Origin of the sequence: Mesorhizobium sp. M0139 (genome assembly GCF_040322455.1) — a bacterium.
Classification (GTDB): domain Bacteria; phylum Pseudomonadota; class Alphaproteobacteria; order Rhizobiales; family Rhizobiaceae; genus Mesorhizobium.
On the sequence record NZ_JAMYTN010000029.1, the window covers coordinates 1 to 20861 of the forward strand.

Annotated in this window: 20 protein-coding genes; 12 read left to right on the forward strand and 8 right to left on the reverse strand. The window is 62.3% G+C overall.

Annotation, left to right across the window (positions count from 1 at the left end; all coding sequences use genetic code 11):
- Positions 1–147: 147 nt before the first annotated feature.
- Positions 148–1794, reverse strand: a complete 1647-nt coding sequence (locus NKJ58_RS29760; protein WP_352854590.1) for an acyl-CoA synthetase — start codon at positions 1792–1794, stop codon at positions 148–150.
- A 201-nt stretch (positions 1795–1995) separates the two neighbouring features.
- Between NKJ58_RS29760 and NKJ58_RS29765 the strand changes: the two genes are divergently transcribed.
- The 4 genes from NKJ58_RS29765 to NKJ58_RS29780 all read left to right on the forward strand — a co-directional run bounded on the left by NKJ58_RS29765 (position 1996) and on the right by NKJ58_RS29780 (position 8256).
- Positions 1996–3117, forward strand: coding sequence for a KamA family radical SAM protein (locus NKJ58_RS29765; RefSeq protein ID WP_352854591.1), 1122 nt, complete (start codon positions 1996–1998; stop codon positions 3115–3117).
- A gap of 151 nt (positions 3118–3268) precedes the next feature.
- Positions 3269–7078 carry a methionine synthase gene (gene metH, locus NKJ58_RS29770; RefSeq protein ID WP_352518969.1) on the forward strand — a complete coding sequence of 1270 codons (3810 nt, stop codon included), beginning with the start codon at positions 3269–3271 and terminating at the stop codon, positions 7076–7078.
- A 190-nt stretch (positions 7079–7268) separates the two neighbouring features.
- The gene (locus tag NKJ58_RS29775) at positions 7269–7853 is read left to right on the forward strand and encodes a BA14K family protein (RefSeq protein ID WP_352518970.1); all 585 of its coding nucleotides are present in this window, start codon (positions 7269–7271) and stop codon (positions 7851–7853) included.
- A gap of 85 nt (positions 7854–7938) precedes the next feature.
- Positions 7939–8256, forward strand: a complete 318-nt coding sequence (locus NKJ58_RS29780; protein WP_352518971.1) for a DUF2934 domain-containing protein — start codon at positions 7939–7941, stop codon at positions 8254–8256.
- A gap of 140 nt (positions 8257–8396) precedes the next feature.
- Here the strand turns inward: NKJ58_RS29780 and tmk are convergent, their stop codons facing one another.
- The 5 genes from tmk to NKJ58_RS29805 form a co-directional block, all read right to left on the reverse strand.
- The gene (gene tmk / locus NKJ58_RS29785) at positions 8397–9014 is read right to left on the reverse strand and encodes a dTMP kinase (RefSeq protein WP_352518972.1); all 618 of its coding nucleotides are present in this window, start codon (positions 9012–9014) and stop codon (positions 8397–8399) included.
- Entirely contained in the window at positions 9014–11479 is a 2466-nt protein-coding gene (locus NKJ58_RS29790; protein ID WP_352518973.1) for an AAA family ATPase, read from the reverse strand. Before NKJ58_RS29790 ends, tmk begins: the two co-directional genes overlap by 1 nt.
- Positions 11480–11549: 70 nt before the next feature.
- Complete coding sequence (locus NKJ58_RS29795) at positions 11550–12272, reverse strand: class I SAM-dependent methyltransferase (RefSeq protein WP_352518974.1); 723 nt, start codon at positions 12270–12272, stop codon at positions 11550–11552.
- Positions 12259–12765, reverse strand: coding sequence for a hypothetical protein (locus tag NKJ58_RS29800; protein WP_352518975.1), 507 nt, complete (start codon positions 12763–12765; stop codon positions 12259–12261). Before NKJ58_RS29800 ends, NKJ58_RS29795 begins: the two co-directional genes overlap by 14 nt.
- A gap of 66 nt (positions 12766–12831) precedes the next feature.
- Positions 12832–13332, reverse strand: a complete 501-nt coding sequence (locus NKJ58_RS29805) for an NUDIX hydrolase (protein ID WP_352518976.1) — start codon at positions 13330–13332, stop codon at positions 12832–12834.
- A 258-nt stretch (positions 13333–13590) separates the two neighbouring features.
- Between NKJ58_RS29805 and minC the strand changes: the two genes are divergently transcribed.
- The 8 genes from minC to NKJ58_RS29845 all read left to right on the forward strand — a co-directional run bounded on the left by minC (position 13591) and on the right by NKJ58_RS29845 (position 20306).
- Complete coding sequence (gene minC / locus NKJ58_RS29810; protein WP_352518977.1) at positions 13591–14421, forward strand: septum site-determining protein MinC; 831 nt, start codon at positions 13591–13593, stop codon at positions 14419–14421.
- 49 nt (positions 14422–14470) lie between these two features.
- On the forward strand, positions 14471–15286 hold the full coding sequence (minD, locus tag NKJ58_RS29815) for a septum site-determining protein MinD (RefSeq protein WP_023670342.1): 816 nt from the start codon (positions 14471–14473) through the stop codon (positions 15284–15286).
- Positions 15283–15555, forward strand: a complete 273-nt coding sequence (minE, locus tag NKJ58_RS29820) for a cell division topological specificity factor MinE (protein ID WP_023684809.1) — start codon at positions 15283–15285, stop codon at positions 15553–15555. The genes minD and minE overlap by 4 nt, the downstream gene beginning before the upstream one ends.
- Positions 15556–15824: 269 nt before the next feature.
- A complete protein-coding gene (locus tag NKJ58_RS29825; protein WP_352518978.1) occupies positions 15825–16271 on the forward strand; it encodes an ArsR/SmtB family transcription factor in 447 nt (148 codons plus the stop codon).
- The gene (locus NKJ58_RS29830) at positions 16268–16804 is read left to right on the forward strand and encodes an SRPBCC family protein (RefSeq protein ID WP_023743860.1); all 537 of its coding nucleotides are present in this window, start codon (positions 16268–16270) and stop codon (positions 16802–16804) included. Before NKJ58_RS29825 ends, NKJ58_RS29830 begins: the two co-directional genes overlap by 4 nt.
- Before the next feature lie 165 nt (positions 16805–16969).
- Positions 16970–17551, forward strand: coding sequence for a dihydrofolate reductase family protein (locus NKJ58_RS29835; RefSeq protein ID WP_023727785.1), 582 nt, complete (start codon positions 16970–16972; stop codon positions 17549–17551).
- 558 nt (positions 17552–18109) lie between these two features.
- The gene (locus NKJ58_RS29840) at positions 18110–18991 is read left to right on the forward strand and encodes an EamA family transporter (RefSeq protein WP_352520201.1); all 882 of its coding nucleotides are present in this window, start codon (positions 18110–18112) and stop codon (positions 18989–18991) included.
- A gap of 145 nt (positions 18992–19136) precedes the next feature.
- A complete protein-coding gene (locus tag NKJ58_RS29845) occupies positions 19137–20306 on the forward strand; it encodes a hypothetical protein (protein ID WP_352520202.1) in 1170 nt (389 codons plus the stop codon).
- A 192-nt stretch (positions 20307–20498) separates the two neighbouring features.
- Here NKJ58_RS29845 and NKJ58_RS29850 read toward each other — a convergent pair whose 3' ends face one another.
- Together NKJ58_RS29850 and NKJ58_RS29855 are read right to left on the reverse strand one after the other, a co-directional pair.
- Positions 20499–20597 (reverse strand): hypothetical protein, encoded by a 99-nt coding sequence (locus tag NKJ58_RS29850; RefSeq protein ID WP_023684816.1) that lies wholly within the window; start codon positions 20595–20597, stop codon positions 20499–20501.
- 58 nt (positions 20598–20655) lie between these two features.
- Positions 20656–20754, reverse strand: a complete 99-nt coding sequence (locus NKJ58_RS29855; RefSeq protein WP_023670351.1) for a hypothetical protein — start codon at positions 20752–20754, stop codon at positions 20656–20658.
- Positions 20755–20861: the final 107 nt, after the last annotated feature.

A 20861-nucleotide genomic window follows, 5' to 3' on the forward strand; every position in this document is an offset into this window, starting at 1 on the left:
CTTTGGGCGGCCCGCCCTGCGGGGGCCCCGGCGGTGGACGCGTTCCACCTTTCGCCCCCGTTCCACGATTTACCCGCTACCCGCCAAACGACCCCCTCTGTCGCCTTCGGCGACATCTCCCCCTCGAGGGGGGAGATTGGCGCCTAATCACGCCTTGCGCTTCTCCACCTCCGCCTTCCTCAGCAGGAAGCGCTGGATCTTGCCGCTTGGGGTCTTCGGCAGTTCCGTGATGAACTCGACCTCGCGCGGGTAGGCGTGCGCCGACAGCCGTTTCTTGACGTGCTGGGCCAGCTCTTCGGCGAGCTCCGAATTGCCCTTGTAAGCCGGCGCCAGAACGACGAAGGCCTTGACGATCTCGGTGCGCTGCGGATCGGGCACGCCGACGACAGCCGCCTCGTTGACCGCCGGATGCTCGATCAGCGCGCTTTCGACGTCGAACGGGCCGATGCGATAGCCGGCCGAAGTGATGACATCGTCGGCGCGGCCGATGAAGGAGACCGAACCGTCCGGCTCGTACTCCACCGTGTCGCCGGTGCGGTAGTAGCCGCCCGTGACCGCTGGCGTCTCGGCTTGGTGATAGCCGTCGAACCAGCGCAGCGGCGACTTCGCGATGTCGACGGCGAGGATGCCGGGCTGGTTGGGGCCGAGCTCGTTGCCGGCCTTGTCCAATACCACCATGCGATATCCGGGCATTGCCAAGCCGGCCGAGCCCACGCGCACGACGTGCGAGAGCCCATGATGGTTGTTGACCATCATGCCGTTCTCGGTCTGGCCGTAATGGTCGTGAATGGGCGCGGCGAGATTTGCGTCGAACCAGCGGATGACTTCCGGGTTGAGCGGCTCGCCGGCGCTGCTCACCACGCGCAGTCTGCCTTTGACACGGGCCGCAGCTTCCGCGCCTTCCGCCATCAGCAGGCGATAGGCGGTCGGCGAGCCGGCAAGGCTGGTGACGCCGAGCCGCTCGATGATGTCGTAAGTGCTCTTGGCGTTGAAGGCGCCTTCATAGAAGGTCGTGGCGATGCCGAGCTGCAACGGGCCGGTGATGGCGTAATAGAGGCCGTAGGCCCAGCCGGGGTCCGCGATGTTCCAGAAGATGTCGTCGGGCAGCAAGCCGATCGCGTCGCGCATATAGGCGCCGAAGGCGAGCAGGGCGCGAAGCGGCACCGGCACGCCCTTGGGCAGGCCGGTCGTTCCCGACGTCGACATCATCATGAACAAGTCGTCGCCCTTGCGCATCACCGGCTGGCACTCGGGCGAGGCGGCGGCAAGCGCGGCGCGGAAATCGATGTCGCCTGCAGGTAGCTCACCGCCATTGCCAAGAATGGTGGCGATTTGCGCTGATGTCTCGACCTCGTCGAGCTTGCCGCGATTGGCCGGGTTGGTCACCACGATCCTGGCGCCGCTATAGCCGAGGCGGTGCTCGATGGCTTTCGGACCGAAGGCGGTGAACAGCGGCTGGTAGACCGCGCCGATGCGCCACGTCCCGAGGATCAGCGCCACCAGTTCGGGGACGCGCGGCAGCATGCCGGCGACGACATCGCCGGCACGGACGCCGGCGGCCTTGAGCACATTGGCGGCGCGCCCCGACATGTCGGCGAGATCGTCGAAGCTGAATTCGCGAAGCTCACCGCCGGCCGAGATCGCGCGCAGCGCCAGCCGGTTTTGTCCGGTGTAGCGGCCGCAGCATTCGACATAGGCATTGATGCCGGTTCCAGGGTTGCCATACAACCACGCGATCTCATCTTCGATGCGAAAGCGCTGAACGGCATCCTCATAGCGCGGCATTTTGCTCATTGCGGTCCTCCCTAAGCGGCGCCCATCTCCCCTTGGAGCGCCTTATCGGTCAGATTGCCTGAAATTGCTGCGCTGGTCGATTACGGCGATAGTCGGGGGATGCGAAGGATCGCAGCGCAGCGACAATCCGCGCCGAGCCACTGCTGTTGACCGAACCGTCCATCCGGCCGATAGCACCGCCAGAATTGCCCCGAGGCCCCAATGACCCCAGACTCAACTTTCGATGACGCGGCCATCGCCGACGAAGGACGCGATGCCGACACCGCCTGGCAAAACGACATCCGCGCGGGCGTGCGCCACGTCCGCGATCTCGCCTCGCTGCCGCTGTCACCCGCCGAGCGCGCGGCGGCGCAGGAGGCGGCCGTACACCACAAGGTGCGTGCCCCCAAAACCTATCTCGACCTGATCGACTGGAACGATCCCGCCGACCCGATCCGCGCGCAAATCATTCCATCGCCGGATGAGCTGACGGAAACGGAAGGCGAGCTCGACGATCCGATCGCCGACCATGCCTTCAGTCCGGTGCCGCGACTGACGCACCGCCACGCCGACCGCGTGCTGTTGTTTGCGACCTACCAATGCGCGGTCTATTGCCGCTTCTGCTTCCGCAAGGAATCCCTGACCTCGATCGGCCGCGGCTATACGCGAGAAGCGCTCGAAGAGGCTTTTGCATATATCGAGGGCCATACCGAAATCCGCGAAGTGATCCTGACCGGCGGCGATCCGCTGTCGCTGCCGGACAAGGCGCTGGCCGAAATCCGCGCCCGCATCGAGGCGATCGCGCATGTCAGGCTGCTGCGCATCCACACGCGCGTGCCTGTCGTACTGCCCGCGCGCATCACGCCGGGGCTGGTTGGCGCGTTGCAGGGCCGGCTGATGGTCACAATCGTCACCCATTTCAACCATGCGCGGGAGATCACGCCGGCCACCGAATTGGCCTGCCGCGTCATGCGCCAGGCAGGCTTCGTGCTGCTCAACCAGAGTGTCCTGCTCAAGGGCGTCAACGACACGGTCGAGGTGCTGGAGGAACTCTGCCGCGAACTGATGTACCGGCTCGGCGTCAAACCCTATTACCTGCACCATGGCGACCTCGCGCGCGGCATGGCGCACAGGCGCACCACGATTGCGCAGGGACAGGCGCTGGCCGGCGCGCTGCGCGCCCGCCTGTCGGGCATCTGCAATCCGGTCTATGTGCTTGACCTGCCGGAAGGCGGCGGCAAGGTGCCGCTCGGGCCATGCCATGTCGAGGGGCGGGAAGAGCAGGACTGGCGCATCCGCGGCCAGGATGGCGAGGTGAGGGTATATCGGGACGTGGTGGTGTAGGCACGGCGCAGCGGCGACAATGACCGCCGCCGTCACATTGTCGATCGGGATGACCGATCGCACCAAACTCTCGCCACTACGCGTTCGCCTGCATTCCGTATGTTGACATAAAGATATCCTTATGTGATGGTTGTCGCCTCAAGGATAAAAAATGTCGCAGAATTCTGCATCGCTGGACGTTTTGTTCGGCCCCGTCGCGGCCAAGCCCGACGGTTCGGAAGTGCTTGCGGCGCTCACCGCGGCGGCACGCGAGCGCATCCTCATCCTCGACGGCGCCATGGGCACGCAGATCCAGGGTCTCGGTTTCGACGAGGAGCATTTTCGCGGCGAGGCATTCGCCGGCTGCGCCTGCCACCAGCAAGGCAACAACGACCTCTTGATCCTGACGCAGCCGAAGGCAATCGAGGAGATCCATTATCAATACGCCATCGCTGGCGCCGATATCCTCGAGACCAACACCTTCTCCTCGACCTCGATCGCCCAGGCCGATTACGGCATGGAGGATGCCGTCTACGCGCTGAACCGGGACGGCGCGCGACTGGTGCGTCGGGCAGCGGCGAGGGCACAGCAGGAAGACGGCAAACGCCGTTTCGTCGCCGGCGCGGTCGGGCCGACCAACCGCACCGCCTCGATGTCGCCCGACGTCAACAATCCCGGCTATCGCGCCGTGACCTTCGATGAATTGCGCCTGGCCTATGGCGAGCAGCTGCGCGGCCTGATCGACGGCGGCGCCGACATCATTCTCATTGAAACCATCTTCGACACGCTGAACGCCAAGGCGGCGATCTTCGCCTGCAACGAGATTTTTCTCGAAAAGGGCGTGCGCCTGCCGGTGATGATTTCGGGCACCATCACCGATCTCTCCGGCCGCACGCTGTCGGGCCAGACGCCGACCGCCTTCTGGCATTCGGTGCGCCATGCCAACCCCTTCACCCTCGGCCTCAACTGCGCGCTCGGCGCCAATGCGATGCGCGCGCATCTGGCCGAAATTTCAGGCGCCGCCGACACCTTCGTCTGCGCCTATCCGAATGCCGGCCTGCCCAATGAATTCGGCCGCTATGACGAGAGCCCGGACTTCATGGCCGCGCAGATCGAGGATTTTGCGCGGGAAGGGCTCGTCAACGTCGTCGGCGGCTGCTGTGGCTCGACGCCGGACCACATCCGCGCCATCGCCGAGGCTGTCAAGAAATATCCGCCACGCGCCATCCCCGAGATCGAGCGCAAGATGCGCCTGTCCGGGCTGGAGCCGTTCACGCTGACTGATGAGATTCCCTTCGTCAATGTCGGCGAACGCACCAACGTCACCGGCTCGGCCAGGTTCCGAAAGCTGATCACGGCGGGCGACTATGTTCCGGCGCTCGACGTGGCGCGCGACCAGGTCGCCAATGGCGCACAGATCATCGACATCAACATGGATGAAGGCCTGATCGATTCGAAAAAGGCGATGGTCGAGTTCCTCAATTTGATCGCCGCCGAACCCGACATCGCCCGTGTTCCGGTGATGGTGGACTCCTCGAAATGGGAGATCATCGAGGCCGGGCTGAAATGCGTGCAGGGCAAGCCACTGGTCAACTCCATCTCGATGAAGGAAGGCGAGGAAGCCTTTCTGCATCATGCGAAGCTGGTGCGCGCCTACGGCGCGGCGGTGGTCGTCATGGCCTTCGACGAGGCCGGCCAGGCCGACACCAAGGCGCGCAAAGTCGAGATCTGCACCCGCGCCTACAAGCTGCTCACCGAACAGGCGGGTTTCCCGCCCGAAGACATCGTCTTCGACCCCAATGTCTTCGCGGTCGCCACCGGCATAGAGGAGCACGACAATTACGGCGTCGACTTCATCGAGGCCGCCGGCGAGATCACCGCCACGCTGCCGCATGTGCATATCTCGGGCGGCGTCTCGAACCTGTCCTTCTCCTTCCGCGGCAACGAGCCGGTGCGCGAGGCGATGCACGCGGTGTTCCTCTACCATGCCATCCAGCGCGGCATGGATATGGGCATCGTCAATGCCGGCCAGCTTGCCGTCTACGACACGATCGAACCGGGACTGCGCGAGGCTTGCGAGGATGTCGTGCTCAACCGGGTGCCCAGGGCCGGCGGCACCGCCACCGAACGCATGCTGGAGATCGCCGAGCGCTTCAAGGGCACCGCCGGCAAGGAAGCCAGGGAGCGCGATCTCGCCTGGCGCGACTGGAGGGTCGAGCGGCGGATTTCGCATGCGCTGGTCAACGGCATCACCGAATTCATCGACGCCGACACCGAAGAGGCGCGGCTTGCGGCCGAGCGGCCTCTGCATGTCATCGAAGGCCCGCTGATGGCCGGCATGAATGTCGTCGGCGATCTGTTCGGCGCTGGAAAGATGTTTCTGCCGCAAGTGGTGAAGTCGGCGCGCGTGATGAAGCAGGCGGTGGCCGGATTGCTGCCGCACATGGAGGCGGAAAAACTGGCGAATGCCGCCAATGGGATCGACAATGGCGAGCGCCAGACGGCCGGCAAAATCCTGATGGCGACGGTGAAGGGCGATGTCCACGACATCGGCAAAAACATCGTCGGCGTCGTTCTGGCCTGCAACAATTACGAGATCATCGATCTCGGCGTCATGGTGCCGGCGGCGAAGATCCTGCAGACGGCGCGTGAGCAAAATGTCGACATCATCGGCCTGTCCGGCCTGATCACCCCGTCGCTGGACGAGATGGTGCACATGGCCGCCGAGATGGAGCGTGAAGGCTTCGACATTCCGCTGCTGATCGGCGGCGCAACAACCAGCCGCGTGCACACGGCGGTGAAGATCCATCCCCGCTACTCCAGGGGACAGACGGTCTATGTCAATGACGCCAGCCGGGCGGTCGGCGTCGTCTCGTCCTTGCTGTCGAACGAGACCAAGGGCGGCTACGTCGACACAGTGCGGGCCGAGTACAAAAAGGTCGCCGACGCGCATGCCCGCTCCGAGGCCGACAAGCAGCGGCTGCCGCTGGCAAAGGCCAGGGCCAATGCGCACAGGGTGGACTGGTCCGCCTATGAACCGCCGAAGCCGTCCTTCACCGGCGTGAAAGTGTTCGAGAACTGGGACCTGACTGAGCTCTCGCGCTACATCGACTGGACGCCGTTCTTCCAGACCTGGGAGCTGAAGGGGCGTTACCCCAAGATCCTCGACGACGAGAAGCAGGGAGCCGCCGCGCGCCAGCTTTTCGAGGATGCGCAGGCGATGCTGACAAAAATCATCGCGGAAAAATGGTTCGCGCCGCGCGCCGTCATCGGCTTCTGGCCGGCGAACGCCGTCGGCGACGACATCAGGCTGTTCACGGATGAGGCACGCTCGCAGGAACTGGCAACCTTCTTCACGCTGCGCCAGCAGCTGACCAGGCGCGACGGCAAGGCCAATGTCGCGCTGTCGGATTTCGTCGCGCCGGCCGACAGCGGCAAGCCGGACTATATCGGCGGCTTCATCGTCACCGCGGGGATCGAGGAGGTGGCGATCGCCGAGCGCTTCGAGCGCGCCAATGACGATTATTCCTCGATCATGGTCAAGGCGCTGGCCGATCGTTTCGCCGAAGCTTTTGCCGAGCGCATGCACGAAAAGGTGCGCAAGGAATTCTGGGGCTACGCGGCTGACGAGAAGCTGGCCCCCGACGAACTGATCGGCGAGCCTTATCGCGGCATCCGCCCGGCGCCCGGCTATCCCGCGCAGCCCGATCATACCGAGAAGGCGACCTTGTTCCGGCTGCTCGACGGCGAGCGCAATGCCGGCGTCAGCCTGACCGAAAGCTATGCGATGTGGCCGGGCTCCTCGGTCTCCGGCATCTATCTCGCCCATCCCGAAAGTTATTATTTCGGCGTCGCCAAAGTCGAGCGCGACCAGGTCGAGGACTATGCCCGCCGCAAAGCCATGCCGCTGGCCGATGTCGAGCGCTGGCTCGGCCCGATCCTCAACTATGTCCCTCAGCACTATGCCGAGGCGGCGGAATAGCGGCTGCGACGTGGCCCAATGGCTGCTCGACCGCTCCCTTGATTTTTCACCGTCGAAAAAAATCGCGCCGCACCCGGTTCTCGGCGAGCTGGCGGTTGTCGGTAGGTCAGACTTAGGTCCCTCGCGCCTGCTTTTCTGGAACAAGCCGTGATGTCCCGCATTTTATTGGCAGGGACACAAGGAGTGTCGAGTGAAAGCGATTTTGGGACTGGTCGGCGGCTTCGTGCTGACCCTTGCGGTGTTCGGCAGCGGGCTGGTTTTCGCAGCCTGGCTGCTTGCCGCCAAGCCTGTGCGGGAGGCAAGGCCCACCGTCAGCGTGGCGGAACTGTGGACCCGGAAAGCGCGGCCGGTGGACAAGACGGCGCAGGACTTCGAACGTGTGCCGCCCGAGCAGTCCGCGCCTGCCGACATCGCCGCCAAGGAGCCAGCCCAGGACCCGGCCAGGCAGCAGCCCGATCCCACAGTCACCGGCGCCATCGCGCGGACCGAACTGCCGCCGCCGCATCTCGCCTGGTGCGCCAGCCGATACCGCTCCTACGATCCCGACAACAACAGCTACATGTCCTATAGCGGACAGCAGCGCACCTGCGTATCGCCCTATCTCGCCGCCGACCGCGTCGCGCCGCGAGAGGCAAGCTACGTCGAGGGCGCGGGCGCCTACGCGGCCGCCGGCGGCGACCATGTCGAATCCTGCTTCAGCCGCTATCGCTCCTACCGTCCGGAAGACAACAGCTACCAGCCATATTCCGGCGGGCCGAGACGGCAATGCGAATAGCCAGCGCGAAGGGCGCCGCAACGATTGCGACCGCGCGATTTCTGGGATCGTTCGGATCGTCCTCAAAGCCCAGGGGAGAACCACCATGGAAGACGACCGCCATCATAAGATACAGCAGCGCGCCTACCAGATCTGGGAGCGCGAAGGCACTGGCGACCCCGAGCACCACTGGCACCGGGCCGAGGCCGAAATCGACCGCGAAGCAGCCCTGCCGCTGACCGCCGACGACGCCCTGCCGCGCGAGATCGCCAGCACCGACGTCCTGACCGTCGAGGAACTCGCCGTGCGAACCGGCATATCGGGCGACGAGGCACAGGAGCTGATCGACAGACTGGGCACGGATCGCGCCGCAGTTGAGCATGCTGCGCGGGGGATTGAGGGAAAGAGGCGGGCGACGTCCTGATCAGAGGGGCTATCAGAAACTGAAAGCACATTCGATGCCGAGTGGACCGGAGAACCCATTATCAGGCAGGCAGATATTGATCGCGGATTGTACCTGACGGCTGAGCCGGCGCCACACGCCGATCCCCGGACAAAAGACTGTCAGGCGGTTGAGCATTGACACCATAAGGCATTATATACGCGCGAGGCAACGACGCCTGGCTCGTCAGAAGCATCGATTAGTTGGCAGACTGACAAGAGCTCACAAAGTCGCCGATATCGCGCGCTCGCTTTCGTGAGACGGTCGGGGCGCTCTAGAGCGTCGGGGAGCCCCTGTTTTTTGATGCGGTCGAGGGCGACTTCGACCGGGAGATCGAGAACAATAATTACGTCTGGCATCGGCGTGACCCGCAGTTCCGCCTCTACCGTGTCAACTAAGCCCTCGTCGCCGTCACCCCGAGGTTGGTATGCAGATGCTGAAAGGAAGGATCGATTCTGTAGGATGACAAAGCCCGGATTGGCTCGAACAAATGAAAGTGCCGGTTTGATCTTGGTTGCGACATGGTCCGCCCGATCAGCCGAGAAAAGGGCGCGCTGCTCTTCGATATCGTCAGTTATCGACCTTAGGCCTGCCCGGATCCGGCGACCGTGGACACCATAACTCGGTTCGTGAAGGATGATGGGCGTAACCCCTTCGCGCTCTAGCCGACGGGCGAGTAGGGCGATCTGTGTGTCTTTACCAGATCCGTCGACACCCTCAAAAGCAATGTATTTCATCATCACAGTTGGACTAGTTCAGGAGGATTGCCAGCTTTGGACGCATCCATCTGTCGTCGAAGGACTTCGGCTGCCTGCCCCTTAAGGGTGTTCTTGCTCATTTGTTTGATAGGTCGCACCTGTCGAAGTATCTCCTCGACTACAGAAAACTTTATTGAATCCTCGTTGGTTGACAGTGCATATTCTTCTATTGCTTCGCGTACAGCGTCGACGAGATTTTTGACATCTTTCTTAGTGAAATCTTCGAGATTTGTCGACTGAAGTGTTTTTTCATTTAAATTTAGAAGATACTTGTCTAGCCGTTCAATAGTAGGGTGCTTTACGGTAATAGTAAAGTCGAAGCGGCCTGCTCGTTTGATAGCGTCGTCGATTTTTTCAGGGTAGTTGGTCGCCAAGAAAATTAAGCAACGGTCCTTATCGTGCAAGTCCTGGAGGCGAGGCAGCATCGCTGAGGTCGTGAAGGCGGCAATCGTTCGGCTTTTATATTGCTCTGACGCGCGAGAATTCGGTGAGTTAATTCTACCGTCAACTTTCCCGTCACTGTGATCGGAATCACCAGTTTTGCCCTCATTCCGATTGTCTATCTTTCTCGGATCCGCCGAAGTGGTCGCCACAGCACCGGGTTCAGGACTCACTCGGTCGTCTTCACCTCGCGAGAGAAAAAACTCCTCAAACTCATCGAAGAAGATTACGCATCCGCGCAAATGGTTCAGAAGCCCAAACACTCGGTTAGCCCGAGCTTCCATTTTATCAAAGCCGTCTTCAAACACGGAAGATGCGGGAACGGCCACCATGGGCCAACGCAGAACGCAAGAGACTTGCTTCACCAGGGATGTCTTGCGAGTGCCTGGATCCCCTGGCATAAGGCCTGCGCAACGATCGCTGCGCGGTTGTTCGCTCGGATTTTTGTGGATGTATGCGAGCACCTTCTCGGCAAGGCTCTGAGAGATCGCCGCCCCGACAGACGGATCGGTCCATTTACTTTCGATGCGAGCTTTCTCGTCGCTTGGAAGAGGTGTGTCTTTGAGCCACCCGTGAGGAGGGAGGTCTGGCCAGACCCAAGGATTGTCCTTGTCTCGTGCCCATCGTGTAGATGGCGAACTGGCCGTATCGTCAATAAGATAGCGCTCGGTTGCGAGCTGAAGTTCGAGTTCCTCGATAATTCGCCTATTAATCCAGTCGTTTAGCACATTTGCAAAGCCCGCAAGGAAATGACAAACAATTGCCGTCGCCCATCCAAGTGTGGTGTTTGGCGACACCGTATGGTCGTCCTGCCATCCATCCAACTTTGATCCGTCATTGCCGCTGGTGTCGCTTACAAAGGTCGGGATTACTCCATTCAGAAGGTACTTTCGCATCATTCCCACGATTAGTGGACGCGCGGTGTCAGGTACTCTCGGCTGGAAATATAGCCAGCTGAGGCAAAGGGCGACCTCGTGGCTTGCAATATGCCATGGCGTGCTCTTCTTACGGAACACCGGGTGTGTTGCTGGCCAGCTTCCATTCTCTTGCTGCCCTGCGGCGAGTGCCTCTACGATGGCGAGACACAAGTCCTTGTCTACATGCTCGTCATAGATCGCATAAATGCAGCCCGCGAAGGCCAATCTGACGGGATCTTGTCGATGGGTTACGCCGCGCTGAAAGTAGTAAGATTGCTCGATTGCAAAGGAGCGTGCGCCGATTACGACCGAGGCAAGCCCGTCAATGTCCTTTGCGCCCAATGCATGGAGTGCTCGAAGAGCGTGAAGTGTCGCAAAGTAATGCCTCGATTCGGCACGACCCTCCTCGAAACGCACTTCGCCAGGAAAACCGACGCCGACATCGCTTGGTTTTGCGGCTTCGCGGATGGCTTCTCGTAGCCTCCACTCGATCACGTTATGCGGAGCCATCTCGTTGTATTCATCAGCACTTTTACAGGACTCGTGCAGAGGGGAGGCTTCATCTTCCGTCTCAAACCGAAATGACTTCGGAGCCTGTTTGGAACTGAAAAACTTATTTACATCCGTCGAATTTTCGTAAAACCGCTGGAGATAGGCCGAAACTTGGAAGAAGTCAGCTAGATGCGCAATGTCGAAAGTGTTGACTTCATATGGATCGATCTTCTCTCCGCTGTTTCGTTTTTTTAACGCTTCGTAGAAACGGCGCCCTTGCCGTCCCAGAGTCACTCGCTGCACCAACTTCGTGAAGTCCTCGTGCCAGTCGGGCAGCCTCTTCCCCTTGCTCGTGTCTCTAAGTCTATCAGCGTACAGTAGCGCGATGTAGGCTCGCGCAGAGGTAGTAATGTGAGGCGCTTCGCCAGATAGAGCCGATTTCGAGTCTTTCCGAAAAGAACCGTCGTCTCGTTTGAAGCGATATACCGCATCGCTCGCGACCTGGGCCCACTTTTCCACAGTCGTTCTTAGCAGCACCAGATCGTCTACTGAAGTAATACCATCACGGAGCGGTTGCGCGGCATCTTTCGGAGGCATTTCTTGGTTCCTGCGGTCGAATTACGGTTTTGTTACCGGCGCTCATTTTGTATTACAAACACTCGATCAACTAGATTTGCTTAAATCTGAATGTCACGAATAGCGGAACTCGGGTCGAGCGTCGCACAAGATCATTAGCCTGAAACCGCGATTGGTACTCAGCGCGAGGCACGAACAGCTCCGTCGTCTCCTCTAGCTGCCATCCATGGCGGACTAGCGCATTGATGTAATCGGGTATGGAGTACCGGTAATAGGTAAATGGGCCAGCGGTGCCGCCAATCACGATGTCGAACCGCCCTGGCTGGGAAAGGTCGGCCTCTACGACGAACCTGTCGTCTTCAAGTGCCTCGCCCGTGCGATAAAAGTATGGATGCACAAGCGCGACCACGAGCGTGCCGCCTGGCTGGGTCACTCGATGCAACTCGTGCACAACTGCGGTCAAGTCACCGCAATAGCACAGCACTATACTTGCAACGATCGCGTCGAAATGTCTGTCCGGGTAGGGCAGGTCGGAGATATTAGCCTCTACGAAAGCAACGTCCGGCCGTACGCTTTCCGGTCTCGCGATGTCGCAAGCATGGCGCTCGCCGATGTCCACCGCGTCGAACAGCCAACCGCTGCCTGTGCCGGCGTCGAGCACCCGTTCACCGCTACGATTACCGAGCAACCTTATAATCTCTGGCTTGAGAACCACGTCGCGGAGCCAAGACGAACTGGACGGGCCGGAGGCGACCGTGGTTCGGTAGCCGGCTCCGTGGTCTTGCCACTCCTCCGCAATGTCAGGCGTCGGCATGCTTGGGGGTCTCGGTCAGACCTAGCAGAGCGCCTTGGTCGCTGCCGGCGAGCAATGCCTGGAGATCTCGCTCGATCCGCCGTTCCCATTTGGCCGTGACTCCAACGAAGGGCATTTTGAAACCGCGCGCGGCCATCTCCTTCTTGAGCTCTTCGATGAAGATACCCTCGTCGCGTACGATGGACCGCCCCTTATTGAGATAGGTCACTGCGCAAGCCGGCGAGAAGTCCACCCCTATCACTGCTAAAATCTCAATGTCCGCCACGCGAAGGCGTTCCATGTAGTCGATCTGCGCAACCGCAATGCCAATTGCCGTTTCGCGCAGCCCATTTCGGTCGTACCAGACCTTGCCGTGAGGCTGCCTTCCGAGCCCGCCTGCACCGCAGTTTGTCTCCGGGCATGGCATTTGGATAATGTTGATATCGTTGGCGAGGCAGAACTCAACGACCGGTCGCATCATCGCAGGATGATGGCGGACTACGCCCTCGGCCATCACACACTGCGCAAGTATGCAATGGGAGACGAATACGCAGCGTCGGGAGCGGATGTCCGCCATAACCTAAGTTGAAACTTCTTCAGGATACGTATGGGGAATGAATGGCCTGTCGGTATAGCCCATAATCCAAGCGTAATCTGACCAAAGGCGAAGGCATAGTCCGCAGACCTGCTTGGCGCACCGTTCCTCGTAGTCCTCGGCTGTCAGCCAGGCGCCTTCCGTGTAGTAGCGCGGGTTAAGACGTGGCTCTTCATCGAGCTCAATCTCGTAAAGGTGGAGTTGTACGTCGATGCCCATCGGGTTTTGATCTGACGCACCTTGAGTCAGATACGACTTTACCCGTATAGGAACACCGCCAAGCCGCTGCGCCGACATTTTTTCGAAAAGCGGCGTCACAGCTTCAAGATCGGTTATGTCCGCAATCGCTCCGGGGTCGTACTGGATAGAGAAAAGACTCCAAACTCCTGGATAGTTCTCCATAAACTGGGACCGGTGTACATAGAATGTCGCGTCGCCACTGCGCCGCACCCCAATTACAGCATGAATTGGTTTCTCGCTCTGCATTCTCCGCTCCTCCGGCTCGCGCTGTCGCTTCCTGTGGAACGATTCGCGAACATACGTATACATAGTATGTATGAATCATTTGTCGTAAGAAGGGAAGTTCGAACGGGATGATAAGATGTTGATGGGGCTGCGACGTGGCGAATGGCCACGACGTCCCTGCCAACGGGGCACCCTGATCCTTCGTTCCCACCCCTCCCGTTAACCTTTCATTAACCATACCACGGCTAGCGTTTACCTCTCAGTAAGGAATCGCCCGCCGTGACCTTTGCCGCTCCCCTCGAGGCCAAATCCATTCGCTTTCGCGCCCGCTCCTTCGTCGCGTTCACGCTGACGCCGGAGGCGCCTTTGGATGTTTGGCTGGAGAGCCTCGATCGCTGGGTCGGCAATTCGCCGGGCTATTTTGCCGGGCGCCCGGTGGTGCTCGACCTGAACGTGCTCAAGCCCGATGTCGTGGCCATCGAAGCGCTGGTCGATCTACTCGGCCAGCGCGGCATTCGCATCTATGCCATCGAGCTCGACGGCGGCGCCGAGCTTGGCGCGCATCTGCCGCCGGTGCTGGTCGGCGCCAAGGAGGCGACCACCGACGGTCTGCTGCTGCAGCCGAGCCGAAAGGCGGGCAGGGCGGAGGACGCCACTGCCGTAAGCGACATGAAGGCGACCGGTGGTATCAAGGCTGAGGCCGGCGATTTGAAGGCAGGGGAGTTGAAACCGGCGGGCGATGCAAAGCCGTCGCATGACGCCAAAATTGCCGCACCCGACGCTGGCACGTTGATGATCCGCTCGCCGATCCGTTCGGGCCAGCTGATCTTCCATCCGCATGGCGATGTCATCGTGCTGGGCTCCGTCGCCTCCGGATCCGAGATCGTCGCCACCGGGTCGATCCACGTCTATGGCACACTGCGCGGCCGCGCTTCGGCAGGCGCGCAGGGCAACACGGCGGCGCGTATCTTCTGCCGCAGGAACGAGGCCGAGCTTCTCTCGGTCGATGGCTGGTATTGCACGGCCGAGGAGATGGACCCGTCAGTCCGGGGCAAGCCTGTGCAGGCATTTCTCGACAACGGCATGCTGCGCATCGCCCCTTTCAGCTAATGCGTCTCGCCCGACAACGACATAACGAACAACAACGGAGGCTTTATTGATGGGCAAGGTAGTGGTGGTCACCTCGGGCAAGGGGGGCGTCGGCAAGACGACCTCGACGGCGGCCCTGGGGGCGGCGGTCGCCAAGACCGGCAAGAAGGTGGCGCTGGTCGATTTCGATGTCGGCCTGCGCAACCTCGATCTGATCATGGGCGCCGAACGGCGCGTGGTGTTCGACCTCGTCAACGTCATCCAGGGCTCGGCAAAGCTATCGCAGGCGCTGATCCGCGACAAGCGGGTCGAGACGCTGTTCCTGCTGCCGGCTTCGCAGACGCGCGACAAGGATGCGCTGACCGAGGAGGGCGTGGCCGAGGTCATCGGCAAGCTGCGCTCGGTGTTCGACTACGTCTTCTGCGACAGCCCGGCCGGCATCGAGCGCGGCGCGCAACTCGCGATGCGCTTTGCCGACGAGGCGGTCATCGTCACCAATCCGGAAGTGTCGTCGGTGCGCGATTCCGACCGCATCATCGGCCTGCTCGATTCCCGCACCTTGCGCGCCGAGGAGGGCGAGCAGATCGCCAAGCATGTGCTGGTCACGCGCTATGATGCGGGACGCGCCGCGCGGGGCGAAATGCTGTCGATCGACGACGTGCTGGAGATCCTGTCGGTGCCGCTGCTCGGCATTATCCCCGAGAGCCAGGATGTGCTGCGCGCCTCCAACCTCGGTTCGCCGGTGACGCTGTCGGAGCCGCTCAATGCCGCCGCCAAGGCTTACATCGACGCGGCCAAGCGGCTCGAGGGCGAACAGCTGCCGGTCATCGTGCCCTTCGAGCGCAAGGGCTTCCTCGATCGTCTTTTGGGAAGGAGGGCGGCATGAACCTGCTCGACATCTTCAAGCGGCGCACCAGCGCGCCGGTGGCGCGCGAACGGCTGCAAGTGCTTCTCGCCTATGAGCGCCGCAACCGCAGCCAGCCCGATCTCGTCTCCATCCTGCGCGAGGAGATCATGGCGGTGATCGCCAAGCATGTGCAGATCGACCAGGACTATCTGCAAGTCTCGATGGACCGCGGCGAGACCATGTCGACGCTGGAGATCGACATCCAGATCCCCAACAAGAGCGCGGTGCCGCTGGCGATGGCGGGGTGAGGGCACTTTACCCTCCCCCTTGTGGGGAGGGTCGATCCGCAAAGCGGATCGGGGTGGGGGTCTGCGCGGACCTCCGCCATCTTGGGTTCCTCTCCCAGACTTCGTGAGGGAAGAGGAAATCCACATCCCCCACGGTCAGCGCTAGCACCCCCGCCCGGACCTACGGTCCGACCTCCCCACAAGGGGGAGGTAGGGGGCCAGCGCCTCTCCCCAAAAAACATTCAACCAACTAGTTGACTATCTAAAATCTCGCCTCTATATTCAACTACATGGTTGAATTAGAGACGCCCCAGATGGACCAGGTTTTTCACGCCCTTGGCGACGCCACGCGCCGGAACATGCTTAACCACCTCGCCGGCGGCGAGCGTACGGTGAGCGAGTTGGCGCAGCCCTTTGCCATGTCGCTGGCCGCAGCCTCCAAGCACATCAAGGCGCTGGAGCATGCCGGGCTGATCCGGCGCGAAGTGCGCGGGCGCACCCATGTCTGCCGCCTCGAGGCCCGCCCGCTGGCGACCGCCTATCAGTGGCTCGGCCAATACGCGCGTTTCTGGAACAGCCGCCTCGATGTCCTCGAACAGCTTTTGCGCGAGGAGGCGGGGCGCAAAACGTCGACGACGACGTCAACGCCGGCACCGGCAAATCCAGAACCATCCAAGCCGGAATCACCCAAGCCAGACACATCCAGGCCAACATCATCCGAGGGAGACGACCGATGAACCAGATGAACAGCTTCGACGGCTACGCCCAGCTGATCCAGCCGGCCACTTTGAGGATCGAACGGCTTTTGCCCGGAACCAGGGAGCGCGTCTGGGAATATCTGACGCAGAGCGATCTGCGCTGCAAATGGCTGGCGGCCGGCGACATGGAGATGGAGGAAGGCTCTTCCTTCGAGCTGGTCTGGCGCAACGACGAACTGACCGATCCGCCCGGCGACAGGCCGGCCAGCTTCAGTGGCGGCGAGCAGCGGATGCACAACCAGATCGTCGAGTGCGACCCGCCGCGTAAGCTCACGATCACCTGGAACGGCAGCGGCAATGTCACGTTCGAATTGGCGCAGCGCGGCGACGACGTCCTGCTCACCCTGGTCCACCGCCGCCTGCCGGACCGCTCGAGCCTGATGATGCATGCCGCAGGCTGGCACGTGCATCTCGACCTCCTGGTTGCCCGCGTGGCGGCCGAGAAGCCCGAACCGTTCTGGGACAGCTTTAGCCGTATCGTGGCGGAATACGACCGGCGCCTGCCGGCCTGACCTGACCTGACGCATCGCCCGGTCCAACCGGGCACCATCGATCCCTTGCGCCGGATGCCGGCGCAAGGGCCGGCGAAACACGCGCCTTCGCCAGACACCGCGGCGCGCCAGCGGAAATGAAACCAGGCAACGTGCTTGCATCCCGCAAGCCCGAAGGAGGAAGTCATGCGTAAATTGATCACCGGAATGAAGATCTCCATCGACGGCAAGATGGAAGGCCCCGAAGGCTTCGCCGACTGGGTCGACAACTGGTCGGAGGAATACGGCCTGATGCCTGAGATCGACGCCTGCCTGCTCGGCGGCGTCATGTATGCCGGTTATGAGCGCTACTGGAGCGCGATCCAACAGAACGAGCCGGACCAGCCATTGCCGATGACCGGCAGACTGGTCGACCCGGCCGAACTCGAATGGGCGCGCTTTGCCGCGAAAACCCCGCACTATGTGCTGTCGAACACCATGACGACGTCAGCCTGGGCCTCGACGCGCTTCCTGCGCCGCCTCGACGACGTCGCGGCGCTGAAGCGCGAGCCCGGCAAGGACATCTACCTCATGGGCGGCGCCCGCATCACCGCCAGCCTGATCGAGGCGGGGCTAGTGGATGAAATGCGGCTGATCGTCTATCCGCTGCTCGCCGGCGACGGCAAGGCGCTGTTCGGCACGGTGCACGCCCGGCACGGACTGGAGCTGCGCCAGGTCGGCCAGCTGTCGGATGGGCGGGTGAGCCTGGTGTATGGGCTGGCGAGCTAGCCTCTTTTCCTCTCCCTCCGGAGGGGGGAGAGGTGGCGCCGCGAAGCGGCGACGGAGTGGGGGAAGGCGCTCATGAAACCCACGGTCGCCGCAAAACAGGAGCGACGGAAGCGAGCGCGAAATGCCTGCAAGCAGGCAATCAGCGGACGTGATGAACGGTCGACCCCCACTCCGTCGACCTACGCTCGACACCTCTCCTCCGATCGACGGGGGAGAGGAAGGGCGCGAGCTTATGCGAGCTGGCATTTTCCTCTCCCTCCGGAGGGGGGAGAGGTGGCGCCGCGAAGCGGCGACGGAGTGGGGGAAGGCGCTCAGGAAACCCACGGTCGCCGCCTCCGGCAAGCAGGCAATCGGGCGTATGTGATGGACGGTCGACCCCCACTCCGTCGAGCTTCGCGCGCCACCTCTCCCCGATCGACGGGGGAGAGGAAGGGTGTCGGCGTTCGCCTCCCACCCTTGCCCTATCAACAGCCCGCTCGTGCCACACGACAGCCAGGCCCTTTATCCCTATCTCCGGCCTGCGCTACGGCCGGCTGGTCGCGCGGGGAGGGACTGGAATTGACGTCGACGCCGATTGCCGCAGCTGAAGCGAAGGGCTTGCCGATCGGCGCGTTGCTTGGCGCCATGGTGTCGATCCAGATCGGCGCCACCTTCGCCAAGGGCCTGTTTCCGCTGATCGGCGCCAATGGCACCACGGCGCTGCGGCTGGCCGTGGGCGCGCTGATGCTGGCGGCGGTGCTGAGGCCGTGGCGGGTGCGGCCGTCGCGCGCCGTTCTGCCCTGGCTCATCGCCTATGGCGTCAACCTCGCGGCGCTGAACCTGCTGTTTTACGCAGCGCTCGCCAGAATCCCGCTCGGCGTCGCGGTGGCGCTCGAATTCTCCGGCCCGCTGCTCGTGGCGACGCTGTCGTCGCGGCGCGCCACCGACTTCGTCTGGGTGGTGCTGGCCGTTGCCGGCATATTGCTGTTGTCGCCCTTCATCCACTCCGGCAGTGCACTCGACCCGATCGGCGTGATGCTGGCGCTGGCCGCCGGCTGCTGCTGGGCGCTCTACATCGTCTTTGCGCAAAAGGCGGGCGCCGAGCTTGGCAGCCAGACCACGGCTTACGGCCTGGTCATTGCCGCTGCTGTCGCCCTGCCGTTCGGCCTAGCCGAGGCGGGTACCGGCCTGATCGCACCCGCGATCCTGGTCAGCGCGCTGCTGGTCGGGCTGTTCTCCAGCGCCTTGCCGTTCTGGCTGGAGATGGTGGCGCTGACCCGGATGCCGGCCAGGCTCTACGGCACGCTGACTTGTCTGGAGCCGGCGCTGGGCGCGCTGGCCGGCTTCCTGTTCCTGCACGAGACCCTGAGCCCGCTGCAATGCGCGGGCATCGCCGCCGTGGTCGTCGCCGCCTTCGGCGCGGCGCTGACGACGAAGCCGCCGGTACCGTCGCCGGAATAGTTGCCTGAAATGGATATGTGACGCCGATGCCGTGGTCCGCCGGTCCCGTGTCCGGTTGCTCAAGCGCCTGCAGCATCGATATATGGATCGATGTATGCGCAGGAGATCCAGATGAGCAGGGCCGACAGCATTGCTTGAGCCGTCCGTGATCAAGGCAATACTCCTTGTCGGGCTCGCCGCTGTCGTTGCGGCTTTGGCCTGGCGGCTGGCGCGGTCGCGTCGCAGAGCCCGGCTTCGTGAAGATCCGGCCAACGACTACGCCGTGCGCCGCGACTGGTCGGGCAACCACGGTAAGCTCAATCATTCGTCCTTTGTCTATTTCGATGCCGATCGCGACGGCCGCTACGGGCTCGGCGACCGCCCGATGGCCGGCATCATGGTCAGACTGCATGATGGCGACGGCCGCTTCGTCGCCGCGGCGCGGAGCAACCGCGGCGGCTTTGCCAATTTCCTGGCGTCGGCGAAACGTCGGGCCGCGCCCATCCATGTGCCGGGCAGCTACCGCTTCACCGTGTCGGTTCCGCCCGGCTGGCGCTCCAGCAGCGCCAACGAGGTCCAGTCGCAGCACCTCCGGCCGCTGCCGGGCTCGCCCACCGGGCTGGTCTCGGAAGCAATGCTGCAGCCGGTCGGCCTGTTTGCGATACGCCGGCTCAGCGGCCGCGGAGCGGACGGTGTCTCGGCGAGCATCTCGGTGATGGCGAAAGGGCAAGAGGTGGCGGTGCATCCGCTCAGCGATGGCTTCCGCCTCGATCTGCCCGATGACGCCGACGCGATCGAAATCACCGGCGGTGGCATGGAACGACGACTGGCCTTGTCGGCCTACCCGACCGAGCTCGGCCTGCTGTCGCCCGAGAACGCGGCTGTCGACAGCGCCGCGTCCTTGCAGGCCATCGGTTTCGACGATGTCACGACGCGCGGCCTGCGCAAGGTGCCGTCCGGTTATGCCGGGTTGACCTGGTTCAACCTGAACGCACTGGCGCGCGATCATACCGAAGGCAGCGAAGGCTACGTCAACGGCAATATCTCGGGAGACCATGTCTGCTATACGAGCAGCGGACACCCGGCCGAATTCTCGAGCGACAAACCGTTCGGGTTCCATTCCGTGATGCTGACAGCGGCATGGTTGAAGTCCGAAGGCGAAACCGCACTGGTCGAGAGCTGGCTTGGCGACCGGCTGATCGCCAGCGACACGATCGTACTGTCGGCACTGGCGCCCGTCCACTACGCGCCGATGCTGGCGGCGGTGACGCGCGTGCGCCTCTCCACGAGCCACTATTGGCAGCTCGTGCTCGACGATCTGGTGGTTGTGCGCTGAAGCGTGTCGCGATTAATCGGGGTGAAAGGGTTTATCGCGGATTGGAAGCACCGTTCGCGGTGACCTGCGAGAGCTTGCCTTTTTTGACCAGCACCGGTTTCAGATAGGTTTTCTTCATTTTCCACTCTCCACGTCGGGCACCCAAAGCCCTGTTCCCGGCCAGACGGCACAAGGCGTCCGGATGATCGGCTGCTAGACTGCGACCGGCCCGGAGCCGTTACCATTGTCGGCTGTAACCTGCGAGAGCTTGCCCTTCTTGACCAGCACCGGCTTCGAATAGGTCTTCTTCATGCCGCATCTCCAGTGTCAGGCGAGGCCGCCAGATCAGGCGACAGCCGACTCAACGACTTCACTCGATCGGGCCGGAACCCGCTCCATTGGCGAGCGCCGTAACCTGCGAAAGCTTGCCTTTTTTGACCAGAACAGGCTTCGAATAGGTTTTCTTCATAGTGAATCCTCCAAGCTTACGCGATAATGCCAGACGGATCGGCACTGTCAACCTTCGCGGCCTCGCTGTCCCATCCCGGTTTTTCTTGGCGCCGATGCGCTAACTGC

Excerpts from the sequence above, each read along its gene's own strand:
- NKJ58_RS29850 (WP_023684816.1), bottom strand. The coding sequence starts at position 20,597 with ATGAAGAAGACCTATTCGAAGCCGGTGCTGGTCAAGAAGGGCAAGCTC.
- NKJ58_RS29855 (WP_023670351.1), bottom strand. The coding sequence starts at position 20,754 with ATGAAGAAAACCTATTCGAAGCCTGTTCTGGTCAAAAAAGGCAAGCTT.
- NKJ58_RS29825 (WP_352518978.1), top strand. The coding sequence starts at position 15,825 with ATGGTTGAATTAGAGACGCCCCAGATGGACCAGGTTTTTCACGCCCTT.
- NKJ58_RS29795 (WP_352518974.1), bottom strand. The coding sequence starts at position 12,272 with ATGCCGACGCCTGACATTGCGGAGGAGTGGCAAGACCACGGAGCCGGC.
- NKJ58_RS29805 (WP_352518976.1), bottom strand. The coding sequence starts at position 13,332 with ATGCAGAGCGAGAAACCAATTCATGCTGTAATTGGGGTGCGGCGCAGT.
- NKJ58_RS29790 (WP_352518973.1), bottom strand. The coding sequence starts at position 11,479 with ATGCCTCCGAAAGATGCCGCGCAACCGCTCCGTGATGGTATTACTTCA.
- NKJ58_RS29830 (WP_023743860.1), top strand. The coding sequence starts at position 16,268 with ATGAACCAGATGAACAGCTTCGACGGCTACGCCCAGCTGATCCAGCCG.
- NKJ58_RS29765 (WP_352854591.1), top strand. The coding sequence starts at position 1,996 with ATGACCCCAGACTCAACTTTCGATGACGCGGCCATCGCCGACGAAGGA.
- minD (WP_023670342.1), top strand. The coding sequence starts at position 14,471 with ATGGGCAAGGTAGTGGTGGTCACCTCGGGCAAGGGGGGCGTCGGCAAG.
- metH (WP_352518969.1), top strand. The coding sequence starts at position 3,269 with ATGTCGCAGAATTCTGCATCGCTGGACGTTTTGTTCGGCCCCGTCGCG.
- NKJ58_RS29835 (WP_023727785.1), top strand. The coding sequence starts at position 16,970 with ATGCGTAAATTGATCACCGGAATGAAGATCTCCATCGACGGCAAGATG.
- NKJ58_RS29760 (WP_352854590.1), bottom strand. The coding sequence starts at position 1,794 with ATGAGCAAAATGCCGCGCTATGAGGATGCCGTTCAGCGCTTTCGCATC.
- minE (WP_023684809.1), top strand. The coding sequence starts at position 15,283 with ATGAACCTGCTCGACATCTTCAAGCGGCGCACCAGCGCGCCGGTGGCG.
- NKJ58_RS29800 (WP_352518975.1), bottom strand. The coding sequence starts at position 12,765 with ATGGCCGAGGGCGTAGTCCGCCATCATCCTGCGATGATGCGACCGGTC.
- tmk (WP_352518972.1), bottom strand. The coding sequence starts at position 9,014 with ATGATGAAATACATTGCTTTTGAGGGTGTCGACGGATCTGGTAAAGAC.
- NKJ58_RS29780 (WP_352518971.1), top strand. The coding sequence starts at position 7,939 with ATGGAAGACGACCGCCATCATAAGATACAGCAGCGCGCCTACCAGATC.